Raw genomic sequence first — 14,740 nt, 5'->3', positions numbered from 1 at the left:
CCTGAACATGACTCTCGACATGCAATGGCCCTTCGCCGATCCCCCGGAAACGGCCGTGTTTACGCTCGATCGCATCCTCGACGGCGAAACCCCGGTACTGCTGGTCACGCACGACGAGGAGGACGGTTCCTGGCAGTTCCTCGATGGGGAGCACGTGTTCGAGGAGGACGCCCGGGTTGTCTCGCTGGGCGAAATCGTGCAGTTCGACTCGACTTTGATGGACCTGGCGGATCTGCCGCTCGGCGGCTTCGCCTGGCGATCCGGGCCGGCCGATCCCTGGACGCGAGGCGAGGGAGAGCCGCCCGTCGTGCTTGATCCCCAGGGGGCCTGACCGACGACCTGGCGGGTGGTCAGACGGGGGAGGGGGCCCCGCGCAGAGACGCAGAGAAGAGAAAGAGTGGGAAGGGAGGAGGACGGAGACCTCGGTTCCCCGCTCGCCTGTTCCGACGCCGGGGCGCCGCGTAGGCGTCCATGCCATTCCTCGGCGAGCTTGGCCGAAGTCGTCCCGCTGGCTCTGGACGGGTCGCGGTGCTAGACTGCCGCAATCAACCCGAATCCCGGCCTCGACGGAGCGCAATCCCCGATGTCCTCCACCTGCCTAAGTCCTGATGCCATCGAACGGCTCAAAGCCTACAACACGCCGACGATCTCCAATGCGATTGAGGTCTTCAACGTCCGCCCGAGGCACGTCGGCTACCTGCCGCACCGCATCCGGAGCCTCACGCCGAACCTCGGGGTGATGGTCGGCTATGCCGTCACCTCGCAGACGAAGGCCTCGCACGATCCGAACCCAAGCCCCGACCTGAACGCCGATTACCTCCGCTACGTCGCCGCCCAGCCGGGGCCGAAGGTGGCGGTCGGTCAGGATCTGGACTACGAGCCCGGCCTCGGCGCCCAGTTCGGCGAGGTGAACGCGACGATCCACCAGAAGCTCGGCTGCGTCGGCCACATCACCGACGGCTGCCCGAGAGACCTGGATGAGGTCGAAGGGCTCGGCTTCCAGCTTTTCGGCCTCAATCCGTGCGTCAGTCACGCCTATGTGCGGCTGGTCGATTTCGGCAAGCCGGTGACGATCGCCGGCGTCGAGATCAAGCCCGGCGACCTGATCCACGCCGACAAGCACGGCGTCTGCATCATCCCCGCCGAGGTCGCCGACCGCCTCGCCGACGCCTGCGCCCAGGTCGAGGCCCTGGAACGCCCCCTGCTCGAACACTGCCGCAGCGCCGATTTCGACCTGGAGCGTTATATTCAGCTCCGCGCCGAGATGAAGAACAAGATCCGCGAGTGATCGGACCCCGCGACTCGACCATCGGCCGGGGTCGTTTCGACCCCGGAACTCCCTTGGCGATGGGGTGATCATTCTTCGACTGGGTGGCCGGGCGACATGCACTTTGCCCCGGCCACACGTTGTTGATTCTTGGGCGGTTCCAGGGTCGCTCAGGCTGGGGGGTGATCTCGCCCCGGCCACCTGCCCGCGTTGGACCGACAATTGTGAAGTGTAAATTATGTGAAATTCTGTGGGATTCCAATTCGTTCAGCAATAGCACAAGCTGTTGTTCAATTAGGAATTGCGCCGCGATTGCACGCCGCGCCCGACTTTCATGGGACGCACAATTGACGTGTTCCTCTTGACCTGATGGTCAACAATACGATACAGGGGGATCCGTCAACAAACTACCCTAAATAGAATTCTCCAAAAGTCGAAATCGATTGAGGAGCAATTGTCGTGATGGAAGGCCGTCTAGCATCGCGACGGGCTTTGACGCTAATCGAAATCTTGGTTGTTGTTGCCATTATTGGCATCCTAGCCGGGTTGGTTTTGCCAGCAGTCCAAGCTGCCCGAGAGGCAGCTCGCCGGGCAGAATGCGCGAACAACCTAAAGCAAATTGGGATAGCACTTAATGCCTATGAATCCATCTGGCAGAAGTTTCCAACCGGAGAAGGGGTTGGGGGATATTCATATCTTGTGAAAATACTTCCGCATATGGGAAATGTAAATATCTATAATAGTATAAATTTCACGCATTATCTTGCAAATGGAATTCCTTCGAGAGGGTTCGGCTTGTCTGAAGGGCGGCAGACCACAGGTCTGATGAAAATCAACTCATATCTTTGTACGTCTGGCAATGTTATGGGCGGTTCTTGGGGATCGCTTGGTGCCCCTACTAGCTATCCCGGCAACCAAGGAAGGGGTTGGCAGAAATACGGCAACAAAGACGGTGCAATCCCGCTACAGGGGGAACATGTTGGAGCACAAGACTTCAGAGACGGACTCAGTTCTACAGTATCTGTTGCGGAATGGGCTCTCGCTAACGATCCTCATTCAAGAGATAAGATAGGTTCAGTCTTTACAACATCAGTCCCCTTCAGTGGTTCAAATCAATTAGAAAGATTTGCTCGTAAGTGCAGATCATTAAATGTAAAAGATGCGGCTTTCGATAATGACAAGGGGAGAGGTTGGATGGTTGGAGGTCTTGGGTTTACCCAGTACAATCATATTAATCGTATAAGCGGAATTTCATGTTACAATGATTGGGGCGCGGTCACTGGTGCTTGGACGGCGTCCAGTCGCCACTCCGGGGGAATCAATGCCCTGTATGCTGACGGGCATGTGCAATTCGTCCGAGATTCCCTATCTCTCACTGTATGGTGGGCATTGGGTAGTCGCTCTGGCGGTGAAATCGTTCCGGATCACTAGTCGATATAAATTCACAAAACCGCAACTCCATCGAGGGCCGCAACATGAACATGCACCGCTCAAATCTGCTACTGCTATCAGGAATTGTTTGCTTCCTGGTCTCGACTGATAAATGCTTGGCAGAGGTGACCATCGAGACACCAGCCGAAGATGCGCAAATCATTGTCGGACCCAACGACACAACGTTCGACATTGAGATCGAGTTTAAATCCGAAACGGGAGACGGGCGATTTCGTGCCTCCATTGTTTTTGAGGGCCTGACACAACATTCAACAGCGGCACTGGACCTATTTCTTACGACCCTCTGACTATGACCCACAGTGTAGAAGCCAAGAATGTGCCAATCCGTAGTGGTCCTGGGGACTATTACGTCCTGATTGAGTAGAACGACTTCTCCGGGATGGACCGTCAGAAAACTCGGGAATTCAATGTACTGATAGACCCCAATCCATAATGTCAAAGTGCATTCGTGTTTGGGGGAAATTGGGACATTCCAATCGTGTTCCGCGGACAGCAGAACGCACAATCCGGCGATGCCGCCGAGTGACCGGGTGACGATCGTTGGGAGGGATGGCTAGGGTTGTCTCTGACCCGAGTTCGAGCGGTCAGAGCATCGCGTCGCCGGTCTGCGACGGCCGGTAGCGGGAGACGATGACCGGCTCAAGCTGGCGGTGAAGGGCGACGGCTTCCTCGGGCCGGAGGTCGTCGAACCATTGGCCGTCGGTGGACCAGTTGCCGTCGCGGTATTCGAACAGGGCGGTGGCGTAGGGGGAGGGCAGGTCGGTGAAGGGGGGAGGGTCGAACCGGACGGCGACCAGGGCGTTGAGGGTCCGGGTCGATCGGTCGCGGGCCCAGACGATCTCGTCTCGCCAGTCGGCAAGCTCCCAGTATTCCTGTTCCTCGGGGTCAATCCGACCCAGCGCGGTGAGGAACCGCGCTTCGAGGCGTTCGCGCTGCTGGCGGAAGCGCTGACGAGCCTTTTCGAAGCCGATCTCCTCGCAGATCTCCCGGATCGGCCGGCGGAGGATCAGGTAGGCGATCATCATCGAAACCGGCAGCAACATCCCTGCGACAAGATACCGGGTCATGGCTGCCCTCTCCCGCGGGTCGCCAGGCGGAGTGGATGGAGGTTATTCTAGAAGAACCGACGATCGCGCGGCAAGACGCCAGTTCGATCCCCCCAAAATCCCTCCGCCGGGAGCCCGTCATCCTCCCGATCAGCACAACAACTCAAGGCTCAGCGAATTCCGAGCCGGGGACCTGCAACCGAACGAAACGATCGGGGAATGCCTCTCTGGAGCGGTTTCTGCCTGGTTGTCGCCGCTCGTCGGGAAAGGGGGACTGGCACCTTCGAAGACTCGGAGCCAGTCCCCGTTTCCCAGACTCTCACGAGGCACGCGGAAACCGCGTTCAAGCATCAGGGCGGGTCACTCGCCGTCCAGGAATCGGCCGAGGGCGTCGAAGCCGCGTTCCAGTGTTTCTATGCTCGTGGCGAACGAGACGCGGGCAAACCCTTCAGCCCCGAAGGCCGAGCCCATGACCATTGCCACGTTGACCGATCGCAACGCGGCCTGGCAGAAGCTGGTCGAGTCGGTGATGGGCTCGCCGCCGAGGGTCCGGCCGAAGTGGCGTTCGACGTTCATGAACGCATAGAAGGCCCCCTGGGGCGGGATGCAGGAGACGTTCTTCAACCCTTTGATGCGATCGATCACGTAATCGCGGCGCTTGCTGAACTCGGCGAGCATCCCTCGGATCGGGTCCTTCGGCCCGGTGATCGCCTCCAGGGCCGCCCACTGGCTGATGGAGCAGGGGTTGCTCGTCTCCTGGCTTTGCAAGGCTCCCATGAATTTCGACACTGCCGGAGGGGCCACGGCCCAGCCGATCCGCCAGCCGGTCATGGCATAGGTCTTGCTCACTCCGGAGATGGTGATGGTTCGGTCGGCCAGGCCCGGCCTCAGGCCGGCGAAGCAATGGGCCTCGGCATCACCGTACAGGAGTTCCTCGTAGATTTCGTCGGAAATGACGCCGACCTCGGTCGTGAGGACCGCGTCGGCCAGGGCCTCCAGCGCCGACCGAGGGTAGACCACTCCCGTCGGATTCGACGGGCTGTTGAGCATCAAGAGCTTCGATCGGGGCGTCACGGCCTCCAGGAACCGCTCGGGAGAGAGAATGAACCCCTCCTCCTCGGTCGTTTCCAGAATGATCGGCTCGGCGCCGGTCAGGCGGACCAGCTCGGCGTAGCTGACCCAGTAGGGGCTGGGGATGATCACCTCATCCCCCGGACCGCACAGGGCCATCAAGGCGTTATGAATGGAATGCTTCGCGCCGTTGGAGACGATGACATGCTGAGGTTCGACCGGCAAACCGACCGATGACGCATAGTGCCTTGCGACGGCGGCCCGCAGCTCGGGAATTCCGGCGGCGGGGGTGTAATGGGTTTTTCCGTCTCGGATCGCCCGCTCGGCGGCCTGACAGATGTGCTCGGGCGTTGGAAAATCGGGCTCTCCCAGCGAGAAGTCGAAGACCTCGACCCCCGTGGCCTTGAGCCTTGCCGCCTCGGCCGCCATTGCCATGGTTGCCGAAGGGGCCACCCACCGGGAACGTTCCGCCAAGCGGAGGGACATCGATCGCTCTCCCCCGAAAGTTGCAAACCGCGCCATGATCACGAAAAACGTGGGTCGCCCCGATGTCGTGACGTTCATCCGGGAGCATCGCTCCCTTCCGAGCCCTCCCGAAGCGACCCCCCATTCTAGCAAGCTCAGACCCTCGGGTCACTTCATCGGTTCGGTGGCCGGGACAATCGGTTTTGGTTCGCACAGTTCCGCTAGTTGGAATACTCGAACAGAACCACCCAGACTGGCCAAACTCACTTGCTCCCGCTGATTTCGCATTGTATGATGCGCAGTACATCAAGCATCGCCCGTGTCGACGATCGCGAACGCGATTGTTGGTTGAGGGCCTCGACGAGACGCACACCACTTGACGAGAGCCGAGAGCGAGGCAAGGGAGAGGTGTCGATGCGCCGGGTGGTGATCACGGGAATCGGAATTGTGGCTCCGAACGGCGTCGGCCGCGTCTCGTTTAGCGAGGCGATTGCTGAGGGGCGTTCCGGGGTCGGCCCGATTGAGAGCTTTGACGCAACGGGGCTGCCGGTCCGGATTGCCGGCGAGGTCAAGAACTTCGATGTGATGCCCTATCTGGGGGAGCACAAGAAGAACGCCAAGACCATGAGCCGCGCCGTCAATTTCGCTGTCGGTGCCGCGGGCCTGGCGGTTGAAGACGCGGGTCTGGAGTCCGACCGTCTTGATCCGGCTCGATTTGGTGTGTGCATGGGAACGGGCATTACGCCCATGTCGCTGGGTGAGCTGGCGGCCCCGATGCTCTCAGGGGTGAGCAACGACGGTGCGCTGGACTGGAAGCAATTCTCGATCGCTCAGGCCGAGTCGATGTTCCCGCTCTGGCTCTTGAAGCACCTGCCGAACATGGCGGCGGCGCACCTGTCGATTTTGCATCAGGCGATGGGGCCGAACAACACGATCGTCACGGCCTGCGCCGCCGGCACCCAGGCCGTTGGCGAGGCCTTCCGGCTGATTGGCCGAGGAGACGCCGACGTGATGCTCGCCGGCGGCTGCGATAGCCGGCTCGATCCGCTCTTGATCGTCGCCTACCAGGCCATGAACGCCCTGAGCCGATCGACCCGGACACCGACCGAGGTCTCTCGCCCCTTCGACGGTGAGCGAGACGGCTTCGTCCTGGGCGAAGGGGCCGCGGTGCTCGTCCTCGAAAGCCTCCAGCATGCCCGTCGCCGGCGCGCGAAGATTTTTGCCGAGGTCGTCGGCTACGGGTCCTCGTTCGACGCCTACGGGATCACCCGGCCTGAGCCGACCGGCAAGGGGGCCGCGTTGTCGATCAAGGCCGCGTTGAAAGAAGGAAAGACCAACCCTTCGGACGTGGACTACATCAACGCCCACGGCACGAGCACCCGCTTGAACGACATCATGGAGACGAACGCCGTCAAGCAGGTGTTCGGCCACCGCTCGAAGACGATTCCAATCAGCTCGCAGAAGTCGATGGTCGGCCACCTGATCGGTGCCTCCGGCGCGCTGGAAGCCGCCGCAACGGCCATTACGCTCGATCGCGGGGTCATTCCTCCGACGATCAACCAGGCGACTCCCGATCCGAACTGCGACCTTGACTACGTGCCCAATACGGCCCGAGAGACTCAGGTGCGTGTTGCCCTGTCGAACAGCTTCGGCTTCGGCGGCCAGAACGCGTCACTTGTCATGGCTCGCGTCTGATCGTCTTCGGGGACGAGCAAGGAGTCCTGACCGAGGGCTGGTGTCGTCAGGATTTGATCAGATCCCATCGCGACGCGGCGATCGTTCCGAAGACGATAAGCGGGCCCCAGGCGGCGATCATCGGCGTCAAGACGCCGTTGCTGCCGAGATACTGCGCGACGTTGATCGTGGCGTAATAGGCCGCCGACGCGCCGAGTGAGAAGCCAAGGTTGATAAAGGTATTTCGACCCTCGCCGCCGAGGATCAAGGGCAAGGAGAGAAAGAGCAGGGCCATGCCCATTAACGGACGAAGCATTCGCATGTGCAAATAAACGGCGATTTCGGTCTTTTCGGGATCGTTCACCGGGTCGGCCAGGGCGGTGATCAGCTCGGGGGTCGAGGCGTAGCGGAACCACTGGCGATGGTCTCTTGTAATCGCTCGGAACGACACGCGAGACTTCAGGAACAGCGTTCGCCCTCCCAGGTCGTCGAGGCCATCGAGCGAGGGCGGGAACGCATCGAGGTCTTCCTCTGCGTTCAGTTCGACAAGGATTTCGGGGTCGATGGGTGCTTCAGGAGGGCTGACCCGAGCCCGGCGCAGCAACCAGCCGCCGGTCAGAGGAGCGGTCGGGTGATTTTCGGGAATGTAGGTTGCTTCGGCTGCGTCGATACTGCCGAACGAGCCGATGACGGGCATTGGTAAGAAGGCGTGGAATTTGGTCACGGTTTGCGAATTCGGATCACCCTGGCCGCTTGCTCCGACGGAAATGCCATTGCGGTCTTCGCGGCTGTGGAAATGAACAATTTTTCGACCGTCGAAATCGTCGGGAGCCTTTTGCAGCTCGTCGGCGACTTCGGGCATGATCCATTCCTGGTTGACGACGGCCAAGGCATTGACCAGGCAGGCCGATACAAGAATCGGGCGGATCACCCGCTTGGTGCCGATTCCTGCGGCGAGCATGGCCAGCAGCTCGTTGTTGCGTTGCATCCAGGTGGCGGTGAAGACGGCGGCCATCATGGCGATGACCCCGCTGAGCCGGTCGAAGAAGAGGCTCGTCCGCACGAGGTAGAAGCGGCCCATCTTCTGGAACAGGCCGAGGCCGCTGGCGACCTTGGCGAACTCGTCAAGGTTCGCGAAGGCGTCGATCACAACGATCAGGCCCACGAGCGAGACGAAGCAGATGATGTAGGCCTTCACGAACGCCCAGTAGCGCTGCCTGTCCAGGATCCGCAGCATCTGGTCCCTCCGTGGACCTCAGGTCCGACCGATCGAGCATTCTTGCGTTTTCGAGCGTCCAACAGCGTGACGCGCTGCGATCAACGAGCACGTGATTGATTAATGCCGCAGCACGGGCCGCAAGACGAGGCCGCAGAGGATCGCCAGCACGAGGTTTCCCGACCAGAGGGCGAGCAGGGGATCGAGCATCCCCTCTTTCCCCAGGTTGACGCCGACGAGGGTCAGCGGATAGTAGATCAGAATGATCGGCATGAAACAGACCATGAAGGCGCTGAGGAAGTCGCCTCTGGCCCGCCAGATGCCCACCGGCACGCCGATCAAGACGAAAAACAACGGGCTGAAGGCAATCGCCACCCGCATGTGTTTCTCGGTTTCGAGTTTGTTGTAGCGCTGCTCCCAGTAGAGCGCGTCCTTGTACGTTTCCCGGATTGCTGTCCAGTTGACGAGCCTGGGCCGTCCCGAGGCGATCCAGAGGGATGCGGCGATGGACTGCCGGTTGCGTTCCTCGACGGATCGGGTCAGGCTCTCGGCCTGTTCCTCGATGATCTGCCCGGTGGTCAGTTCCTGCACCGTTCCGACGAAGTGATCGCCCCGGTTGGCCATCGGAAGTTCGAGCCGTTCCTTGTCGATGAGCATGAAGTCGCGGTGGCGGGCCGCACCGATCATGGCGGCGTCTTCAAGCACGACGACGACCTTCTCCCCCTCCTTGTCGAACTGAATCGAAGCACGTTCGGCGTAAATGTGCATATCAAAGGGAGATTCGGCGTTCGGGTCTCGGTTGCGGTGTGAGAAGCGGGCCCCGAGTAAGACCTTGTCTTCCACGTCTCGGACCTCGATCTTGAACGGCCACCCTTTGTTGTCGAACGATCGCTCCTTCTTCAAGATCCGATAGAACATCTCCTCGATGTTGCTCATCAGGGCCTTCTTGGCCTGATGCGTGGCCGAGGGGATCAGGTCGTTGCTCATGTAGATCAGGCCAAGGCTCAGGATCGTGCCGAAGAGGAACGACGGCAGCATGACCGTCATCGCCCCCTGGCCCGACGCCTTGATCGCCAGCACCTCGTTTTCCGAGGCGATTCGGCCGTAGACGACCGTCACCGCGAAGAGCAGGGCCACCGGCGCCGTGTACGGTAAGGTACTCGGAACGGCCAGGGGCAGCATCATGGCGATTTCACGAGGGCCGAGGCCCGTCTCGGCCGCCTTGGCCACGACCACCACGAGCACGAAGATGCTTGTCAGCATCAACAATGCCAGGATGAACGACTTGGCGACCTGCCCCATGACATATCGGGGCAGGATGCCGATCGCGTAGCGGCGAAGCAATCCGTTCACTTCGGGTCCCCCGCGGTTCTTCCGGGGCGTCCAGGCCCCGGACCGATCGCCTCACGCGACCCGTTCGCCGCACGCCGCCAGGGCCTCGGCCAGGCGACGCGCACCCTCGCGTAACTGTTCTTCGTTCGGCACGCCGAAGCAGAGCCGGGCGTGGTTCGTTGGCACCGGTCCCGGTTCGTCCGGAAAGGCATACGATCCCGGAACGTAAAGCACCTCATGTTCCAGCGCCTTCGAGAACAAGGGTCCATCCTTGCCCGTGTCGAGCCACTCCGGCACCGTGAGCCAGATGTAGAGGCCCCCCTTCGGCGTTGTCCACGAGACTCCCTCGACTCCGCCGAGGTGCTCCTCCAAGGCGCCGAGCAAGACTTCGCACTTCGACCGATAGACCTCGCGGAGCCAGGCCACCTGGGCATCATAACTGCCGTCGGCGATGACCTGCTCAAGCACGTTCTGCGCGAAGTTGTTCGAGCCGAAGTCGTGGTCTCCTTTGAGGTTCAGGACCGAATCCAGGAGCGCTTCGGGCAAGATACCGAAGCCCGTTTTGAGCCCTGGGCTGAAGCTCTTGCTGAAGGTTCGGGCCAGGATGACGCAGCGGCCGTCCTCGTCGTGTCGCCAGACGCTCGACGGCTCGCGGCCCGTGAAGCTCAGGCCGCGATAGGCGGCATCTTCCAGGACGTAGATTTGATGCGATTTGGACCAGCGGTTCGCCAGCTCAACCAGCGGGGCACGCCGATCACCAGCCAGGCTCAGGCCGGTTGGGTTGCCGTGCTCGCTGACCGTGTAGATCAGCTTCACGCGGGGCAGGTCGCCCGCCTCGTCGAGCTGTAGGAGGGTCTCCTCCAGGGAGGGAAGGCTCAGGCCCCCGTCATCCGTCTCGATCCCGATGACTCGGGCGCCTCGGGCCTCGATCAATCCCATGAAGACGAAGTAGGTCGGTGACTCGACGAGGACGATGTCTCCCGGATCGAGCAATGCCTCGGCCACGAGGTAGAGCAGTTGCTGCGAGCCGTTGGTCATGACCGTTCGGTCGATGACGTGGGCGAACTGGCCCGGAAGTGCGTCTTCCTCCTGCTCCAGGCGACGGACGAGCCGTTCCCGGAGCGACCGATCGCCGATCGTCGTGCCGTACTGTAACGCCTTGCGCCCTCGGGCCGGGTCGCTCAAGAGCGCATCGACGGCCCTTCGGGTCGGGTCAATCGGCAGGGAGGCGGGATCGACGAATCCGGCGGCGAGCGAAATCAAGCCCGGATTGTCCAACGCGCACTTCATCAGGTCGCTGATCGGCGACCCCCCTCGATCTCGGGCCAATCGACTCAAGGACGACGACGGATTCATGACAACCGGTGGGGTGAAAGGACAACGCCGGGCACGGGTTCATCTCCATCAAATCTAACGAGTTTCATGGATCGGTCAACCCGCCCTCCGGCCGGGGGCTCGAACGTTCAATCCCTCGGACACCCGAGCCTCGCCTGGGGGTTCGGACTTGATTGAAGAGAGACCCGGATCATTCCGGGACAGGTTACCCCGCCTTTGCCATGGGCGGTCCCGAAGGCCGGGGCCTGGCCTCGTCCTCCTCCCAGAAGAAGTAGTCGATGCTGTTTGCCGGGTCGCGCCGGACGCGATCCTCGATCAGGGTCAGACCATGCTGCACCCAGTGCGCGACCAACGCCTCATCCCGAGCCGCCTCCCGAGGCACGGTGAACGATGGTTCGAACTCAACGGAGTAGGTTCCGTCGGGTTCGATCAGGCAGTAGGCCGGAACGACCGGAGCGCCGGACATTGCCGCCAGTGTGACCCAGGTCGACGAAAACGCATAGGAGCGTCCGAGAAACCGCGCCGGGGCGTTTGGGGGCGTCGGCCAGCGGACATCCGAGGCGATCGACAGCACGATCTGCTCGCGGAGGACGCGGGCCGCCCGCAAGATTGCCCCGGCCGCCTCGGCCGGGTTCGCCTTGCGGGAGACAAACAGACGCGACTGCCCGAGCGGCCCCTCAGTGGCGAATTGCGCGGCCATCAGCTTCGAGATCGACCTTGGCCGCTCGCCGAACATCCGCCAGGTGTACCCTTGCCAGATCATCCAGTACGCCATCAGCATGTGCGCACCAAAATGATTGCCGAGCAGGACCACGCCGCGTCCCTGGCTGACCGCTTCGTCGAGCTGGTCGCGTCCCTTGACGCGGAACAGGTCGTTCAGTTGCTCATCGGTTCGGTCGTCGAGCAGCATGTCTCGCACGCGCGACCGAACCTGATTGGCCGACAGCTCCGGGCCGATCCGGGACGGGTCCCAGTCCTCGCCAAGGATGGCCGCGTGGGTCCGGATCGCCTCGTCGAACCGCTTACGGGTCGACGGAACCAGCCGGTATTCCTGACGGCCGATCGCATCCACCGTCCGCAGCGCCGCCCGGGGCGGCAGCCACCGCAAGACCGGCAAGGTTGCCCGCAAGATCCCTTTGCGTGTATTGACCCCACGACGCCCCATGCCTGATGGACCCCCCGAACTTCGACAGTATGGACTGGCCGATGGATTGCCTCTGCCGGAGTGTGTATCGGAAGGGCAGACCGTCCGCCCTGGACGGCCTTGACGTTCCGAGGATCACCCCAACGCCGATCAGGCCGCCTGAGACGCCTGACGATCGAAGACGTAGCCGACCAGATCGCCCACCGTGATGAGCCCTGCCAGGTCGTCCTCGTCGATCGCCACCCCGTAGGCGTCTTGCACCTCTAGGAAGACGCTGACGAGGTCGAGCGAATCGACCCCGAGGTCCTCGACCAGCGACGACTGGGGCGTGATCGTGACCGACTCGTCGAGCTTCACGACGGAGCGAATCAAGGCGCAGACCGTGTCGAACATCTGAGTATCAGGCATCGGTTCCTCTCCCGAAGACCAGGGCGTTATTCGTTCCACCGAATCCGAACGAGGCCGACAGGATGCGGTCGAGCCGCACCTGACGACCCTCATGGGGCACGTAATCGAGGTCCAGTTCCGGGTCGGGGCGATAGTTCACGGTCGGTGGCACGACCTGCTCGCGAAGGGCTCGCACGCAGACCGCCGCCTCGATCGCCGGGGCGGCTCCGAGGGCGTGGCCGATCGCCCCCTTGATCGAACTGACCGGCAGCGTCGCCGCCCGATCGCCGAAGATGCGCCGGACGGCGTCGGTCTCGACCCGGTCGTTGATCGTCGTGCTCGTGCCGTGGGCGTTGTAATAATCAATGTGTTCCGGGTGAACCCCGGCATGAGCGATTGCCGCTTCCAGGCACTGCCGGACCCGGTCCGGTTGCGGCTGCGCGACGTGGAAGCCGTCGGAATTGGTCGCCCACCCCAGCAAGGTCGCCAGCGGCGTCAGCCCCAATCGCTTCACGGCCGATTCGGTCGCCAGGACGAGGATTCCCGCCCCCTCGGCCATCAGGAACCCGGCCCGGTCGCTGCTGAAGGGTCGGCTGGCCTGAGACGGATCGTCGTTGCTGCGGTCGTTCGGCTTGCGGCCCATCAGGGCCTTCATGGTGACGAACCCGTTGACGATCTCGGGCGTGAAGGCGCTCTCGGTCGCGCCGACGACGGCCACATCGGCCTCTCCGGAGCGCAAGAGCATCGCCCCGAAGACGATGGCGTGCCCTCCGCTGGCACAGGCATTGGCCGGGCAGAGGCTCGGCCCGTGCAGCCCGAGTTGCTGGGCTACCTGACCGGCCGCTTGATTGGCGATCAGCCCCGGGAGAAGATAAGGCCCGGTGGCCAGCGACTTCCGGGAGGCGGCTCGCTTGCTCTCGGCGTGGTAGAGGTCCATGCCGCCAAGGCCCGAGCCGACGACCACCGCGACTCGGCTTCTTGGAAGGTCGGTGTCGAGCTTCGCCTCTAACCCCGATTCGAGCCAGGCCTGCCGCGCAGCCCGCACGCCGAAATGGACGAACCGAGAGCCGAGCCGGTTGATCGCAGGGTCTTCCTCGGCGGTCCCGGGCCCGACTCCTTCAACCAGCCCCGCGATGTCTTGCAGGTAGCAGCCCGGATCGAGTCGATCCGGGTGCCGGGCCAACCCGGATTTCCCGGCGACAAGCCCCTGCCAGGTCCGGTCCAGGTCGTTCCCCAGACAGGTCACTGCGGCGTGGCCGACCACCACGATTCGATCCGACATCCGTGCCTCCCGGTTCCATCCGTCGCCGGGCCTTTGTGTGTGCGAATTCACGCGAAGCACCCGTCGGCCGACCCGTTGCATCCTTGTGCCGTGCGGGTGGTTGGTCCGTTCGAATCGCCGGTTCCCCAGCGTACTCGACACCTCGAACCACCGACCTGGCCGGTCGACCGAACGAGGGTTCTAACACGAAAGGGTCATTTCGACCATGCAGCTTGTGAAATTTCTCGACAACGCTTCTGAACACCCGACGGTCGGCCTGATTTCGGGCGACTCGGTCCGCCCCCTTCGCGGTTCTCGACGAATCGCCACCGTGCTGCATGCGGCCGACCCCGCCGCCGAGGTCCACCGGCGTCTCCCCCCCGAATCCGAAGCGATCCCGATCGCCTCCGTCCGCCTCCTCCCCCCGATTGACGATCACGAAATCTGGGCCGCCGGTGTGACCTATATCCGCTCGAAGGTCGCCCGCGAGGAGGAATCGGAGCAGGGGGGATCGTTCTACGATCTCGTTTACTCGGCCGATCGTCCCGAGCTGTTCTTCAAGGCCACCGCCGACCGCGCTGTCGGCCACCAGGCCCCGATTCGGGTTCGTTCGGACACGAAATGGAGCGTCCCCGAGCCCGAGCTGGCCCTCGTCCTTGACGATACCCTCCGCCTTGTCGGCCTCTCGATCGGCAACGACGTTTCCGCCCGCGACATCGAAGGACGCAATCCGCTCTATCTTCCCCAGGCCAAGGTTTACGCTGGGTCTTGCTCACTTGGCCCCGCCGTTACCCTGTTCTCCAGCCTTTCCAACCCCTCGGATCTCAGCATCACCCTCGACATTCACCGGGACGGCTCCTCCGTCTTCTCCGGCTCGACCTCGACCTCCCAGCTTGCCCGATCGTTCACCGACCTGATCCACTGGCTCGGGCTCGACCAGTCTTTTCCCGACGGCGTCGTGCTACTGACCGGCACTGGGATCGTCCCGCCGGACGAGTTCACCCTCAAGCCCGGCGACGTGGTGCGGATCACCATCGACGGCCTGGGCACGCTTGAAAACACCGTTGCCGCGCGGTGATTGCCCGAGACG

General features: G+C 62.5%; 14 protein-coding genes. 6 read left to right on the top strand and 8 right to left on the bottom strand.

What is annotated here, in order from left to right:
* Window positions 1–7: 7 nt before the first annotated feature.
* The 4 genes from HG800_RS17420 (at window position 8) to HG800_RS17405 (ending at window position 3,006) form a co-directional block, all read left to right on the top strand.
* Window positions 8–331 (top strand): hypothetical protein, encoded by a 324-nt coding sequence (locus HG800_RS17420; protein ID WP_235963755.1) that lies wholly within the window; start codon window positions 8–10, stop codon window positions 329–331.
* A gap of 252 nt (window positions 332–583) precedes the next feature.
* Window positions 584–1,288 carry an RraA family protein gene (locus tag HG800_RS17415; RefSeq protein WP_169977910.1) on the top strand — a complete coding sequence of 235 codons (705 nt, stop codon included), beginning with the start codon at window positions 584–586 and terminating at the stop codon, window positions 1,286–1,288.
* 441 nt (window positions 1,289–1,729) lie between these two features.
* Window positions 1,730–2,698, top strand: a complete 969-nt coding sequence (locus tag HG800_RS17410; protein ID WP_169977983.1) for a DUF1559 family PulG-like putative transporter — start codon at window positions 1,730–1,732, stop codon at window positions 2,696–2,698.
* Between the two features lie 44 nt (window positions 2,699–2,742).
* Window positions 2,743–3,006, top strand: a complete 264-nt coding sequence (locus tag HG800_RS17405; protein WP_169977909.1) for a hypothetical protein — start codon at window positions 2,743–2,745, stop codon at window positions 3,004–3,006.
* Window positions 3,007–3,303: 297 nt separating this feature from the next.
* Here the strand turns inward: HG800_RS17405 and HG800_RS17400 are convergent, their stop codons facing one another.
* Together HG800_RS17400 and HG800_RS17395 are read right to left on the bottom strand one after the other, a co-directional pair.
* Complete coding sequence (locus HG800_RS17400) at window positions 3,304–3,786, bottom strand: hypothetical protein (protein WP_169977908.1); 483 nt, start codon at window positions 3,784–3,786, stop codon at window positions 3,304–3,306.
* Window positions 3,787–4,125: 339 nt separating this feature from the next.
* Window positions 4,126–5,322 carry a pyridoxal phosphate-dependent aminotransferase gene (locus HG800_RS17395; protein ID WP_169977907.1) on the bottom strand — a complete coding sequence of 399 codons (1,197 nt, stop codon included), beginning with the start codon at window positions 5,320–5,322 and terminating at the stop codon, window positions 4,126–4,128.
* A gap of 393 nt (window positions 5,323–5,715) precedes the next feature.
* On the opposite strand from HG800_RS17395, the gene HG800_RS17390 reads away from it, so the two are divergent.
* Window positions 5,716–6,996, top strand: coding sequence for a beta-ketoacyl-[acyl-carrier-protein] synthase family protein (locus HG800_RS17390; RefSeq protein WP_169977906.1), 1,281 nt, complete (start codon window positions 5,716–5,718; stop codon window positions 6,994–6,996).
* A 46-nt stretch (window positions 6,997–7,042) separates the two neighbouring features.
* Here the strand turns inward: HG800_RS17390 and HG800_RS17385 are convergent, their stop codons facing one another.
* From HG800_RS17385 to HG800_RS17360, 6 genes are all read right to left on the bottom strand, one after another.
* Window positions 7,043–8,212: an LptF/LptG family permease gene (locus HG800_RS17385; protein ID WP_235963754.1), complete on the bottom strand. Its 1,170-nt coding sequence runs from the start codon at window positions 8,210–8,212 to the stop codon at window positions 7,043–7,045.
* 99 nt (window positions 8,213–8,311) lie between these two features.
* Window positions 8,312–9,544, bottom strand: coding sequence for an LptF/LptG family permease (locus HG800_RS17380; RefSeq protein WP_169977905.1), 1,233 nt, complete (start codon window positions 9,542–9,544; stop codon window positions 8,312–8,314).
* A 51-nt stretch (window positions 9,545–9,595) separates the two neighbouring features.
* Complete coding sequence (locus HG800_RS17375; protein WP_235963753.1) at window positions 9,596–10,813, bottom strand: aminotransferase-like domain-containing protein; 1,218 nt, start codon at window positions 10,811–10,813, stop codon at window positions 9,596–9,598.
* A 250-nt stretch (window positions 10,814–11,063) separates the two neighbouring features.
* Window positions 11,064–12,023, bottom strand: coding sequence for a lysophospholipid acyltransferase family protein (locus HG800_RS17370; RefSeq protein WP_169977903.1), 960 nt, complete (start codon window positions 12,021–12,023; stop codon window positions 11,064–11,066).
* 129 nt (window positions 12,024–12,152) lie between these two features.
* Entirely contained in the window at window positions 12,153–12,410 is a 258-nt protein-coding gene (locus tag HG800_RS17365) for an acyl carrier protein (protein WP_169977902.1), read from the bottom strand.
* On the bottom strand, window positions 12,403–13,671 hold the full coding sequence (locus HG800_RS17360) for a beta-ketoacyl-[acyl-carrier-protein] synthase family protein (RefSeq protein ID WP_169977901.1): 1,269 nt from the start codon (window positions 13,669–13,671) through the stop codon (window positions 12,403–12,405). Before HG800_RS17360 ends, HG800_RS17365 begins: the two co-directional genes overlap by 8 nt.
* Window positions 13,672–13,876: 205 nt before the next feature.
* Between HG800_RS17360 and HG800_RS17355 the strand changes: the two genes are divergently transcribed.
* Window positions 13,877–14,728 (top strand): fumarylacetoacetate hydrolase family protein, encoded by an 852-nt coding sequence (locus HG800_RS17355; protein WP_169977900.1) that lies wholly within the window; start codon window positions 13,877–13,879, stop codon window positions 14,726–14,728.
* The last annotated feature ends 12 nt before the right edge of the window (window positions 14,729–14,740 follow it).

The organism is Tautonia rosea, assembly GCF_012958305.1.
Lineage (GTDB): Bacteria > Planctomycetota > Planctomycetia > Isosphaerales > Isosphaeraceae > Tautonia > Tautonia rosea.
This window is presented reverse-complemented; position numbering and strand designations above follow the sequence as displayed.

Bases quoted from the DNA above. Each gene is read 5' to 3' on its own strand.
- HG800_RS17420 (WP_235963755.1), top strand. From the start codon at position 8: ATGACTCTCGACATGCAATGGCCCTTCGCCGATCCCCCGGAAACGGCC.
- HG800_RS17415 (WP_169977910.1), top strand. From the start codon at position 584: ATGTCCTCCACCTGCCTAAGTCCTGATGCCATCGAACGGCTCAAAGCC.
- HG800_RS17410 (WP_169977983.1), top strand. From the start codon at position 1,730: ATGGAAGGCCGTCTAGCATCGCGACGGGCTTTGACGCTAATCGAAATC.
- HG800_RS17405 (WP_169977909.1), top strand. From the start codon at position 2,743: ATGAACATGCACCGCTCAAATCTGCTACTGCTATCAGGAATTGTTTGC.
- HG800_RS17400 (WP_169977908.1), bottom strand. From the start codon at position 3,786: ATGACCCGGTATCTTGTCGCAGGGATGTTGCTGCCGGTTTCGATGATG.
- HG800_RS17395 (WP_169977907.1), bottom strand. From the start codon at position 5,322: ATGTCCCTCCGCTTGGCGGAACGTTCCCGGTGGGTGGCCCCTTCGGCA.
- HG800_RS17390 (WP_169977906.1), top strand. From the start codon at position 5,716: ATGCGCCGGGTGGTGATCACGGGAATCGGAATTGTGGCTCCGAACGGC.
- HG800_RS17385 (WP_235963754.1), bottom strand. From the start codon at position 8,212: ATGCTGCGGATCCTGGACAGGCAGCGCTACTGGGCGTTCGTGAAGGCC.
- HG800_RS17375 (WP_235963753.1), bottom strand. From the start codon at position 10,813: ATGAAGTGCGCGTTGGACAATCCGGGCTTGATTTCGCTCGCCGCCGGA.
- HG800_RS17370 (WP_169977903.1), bottom strand. From the start codon at position 12,023: ATGGGGCGTCGTGGGGTCAATACACGCAAAGGGATCTTGCGGGCAACC.
- HG800_RS17365 (WP_169977902.1), bottom strand. From the start codon at position 12,410: ATGCCTGATACTCAGATGTTCGACACGGTCTGCGCCTTGATTCGCTCC.
- HG800_RS17360 (WP_169977901.1), bottom strand. From the start codon at position 13,671: ATGTCGGATCGAATCGTGGTGGTCGGCCACGCCGCAGTGACCTGTCTG.
- HG800_RS17355 (WP_169977900.1), top strand. From the start codon at position 13,877: ATGCAGCTTGTGAAATTTCTCGACAACGCTTCTGAACACCCGACGGTC.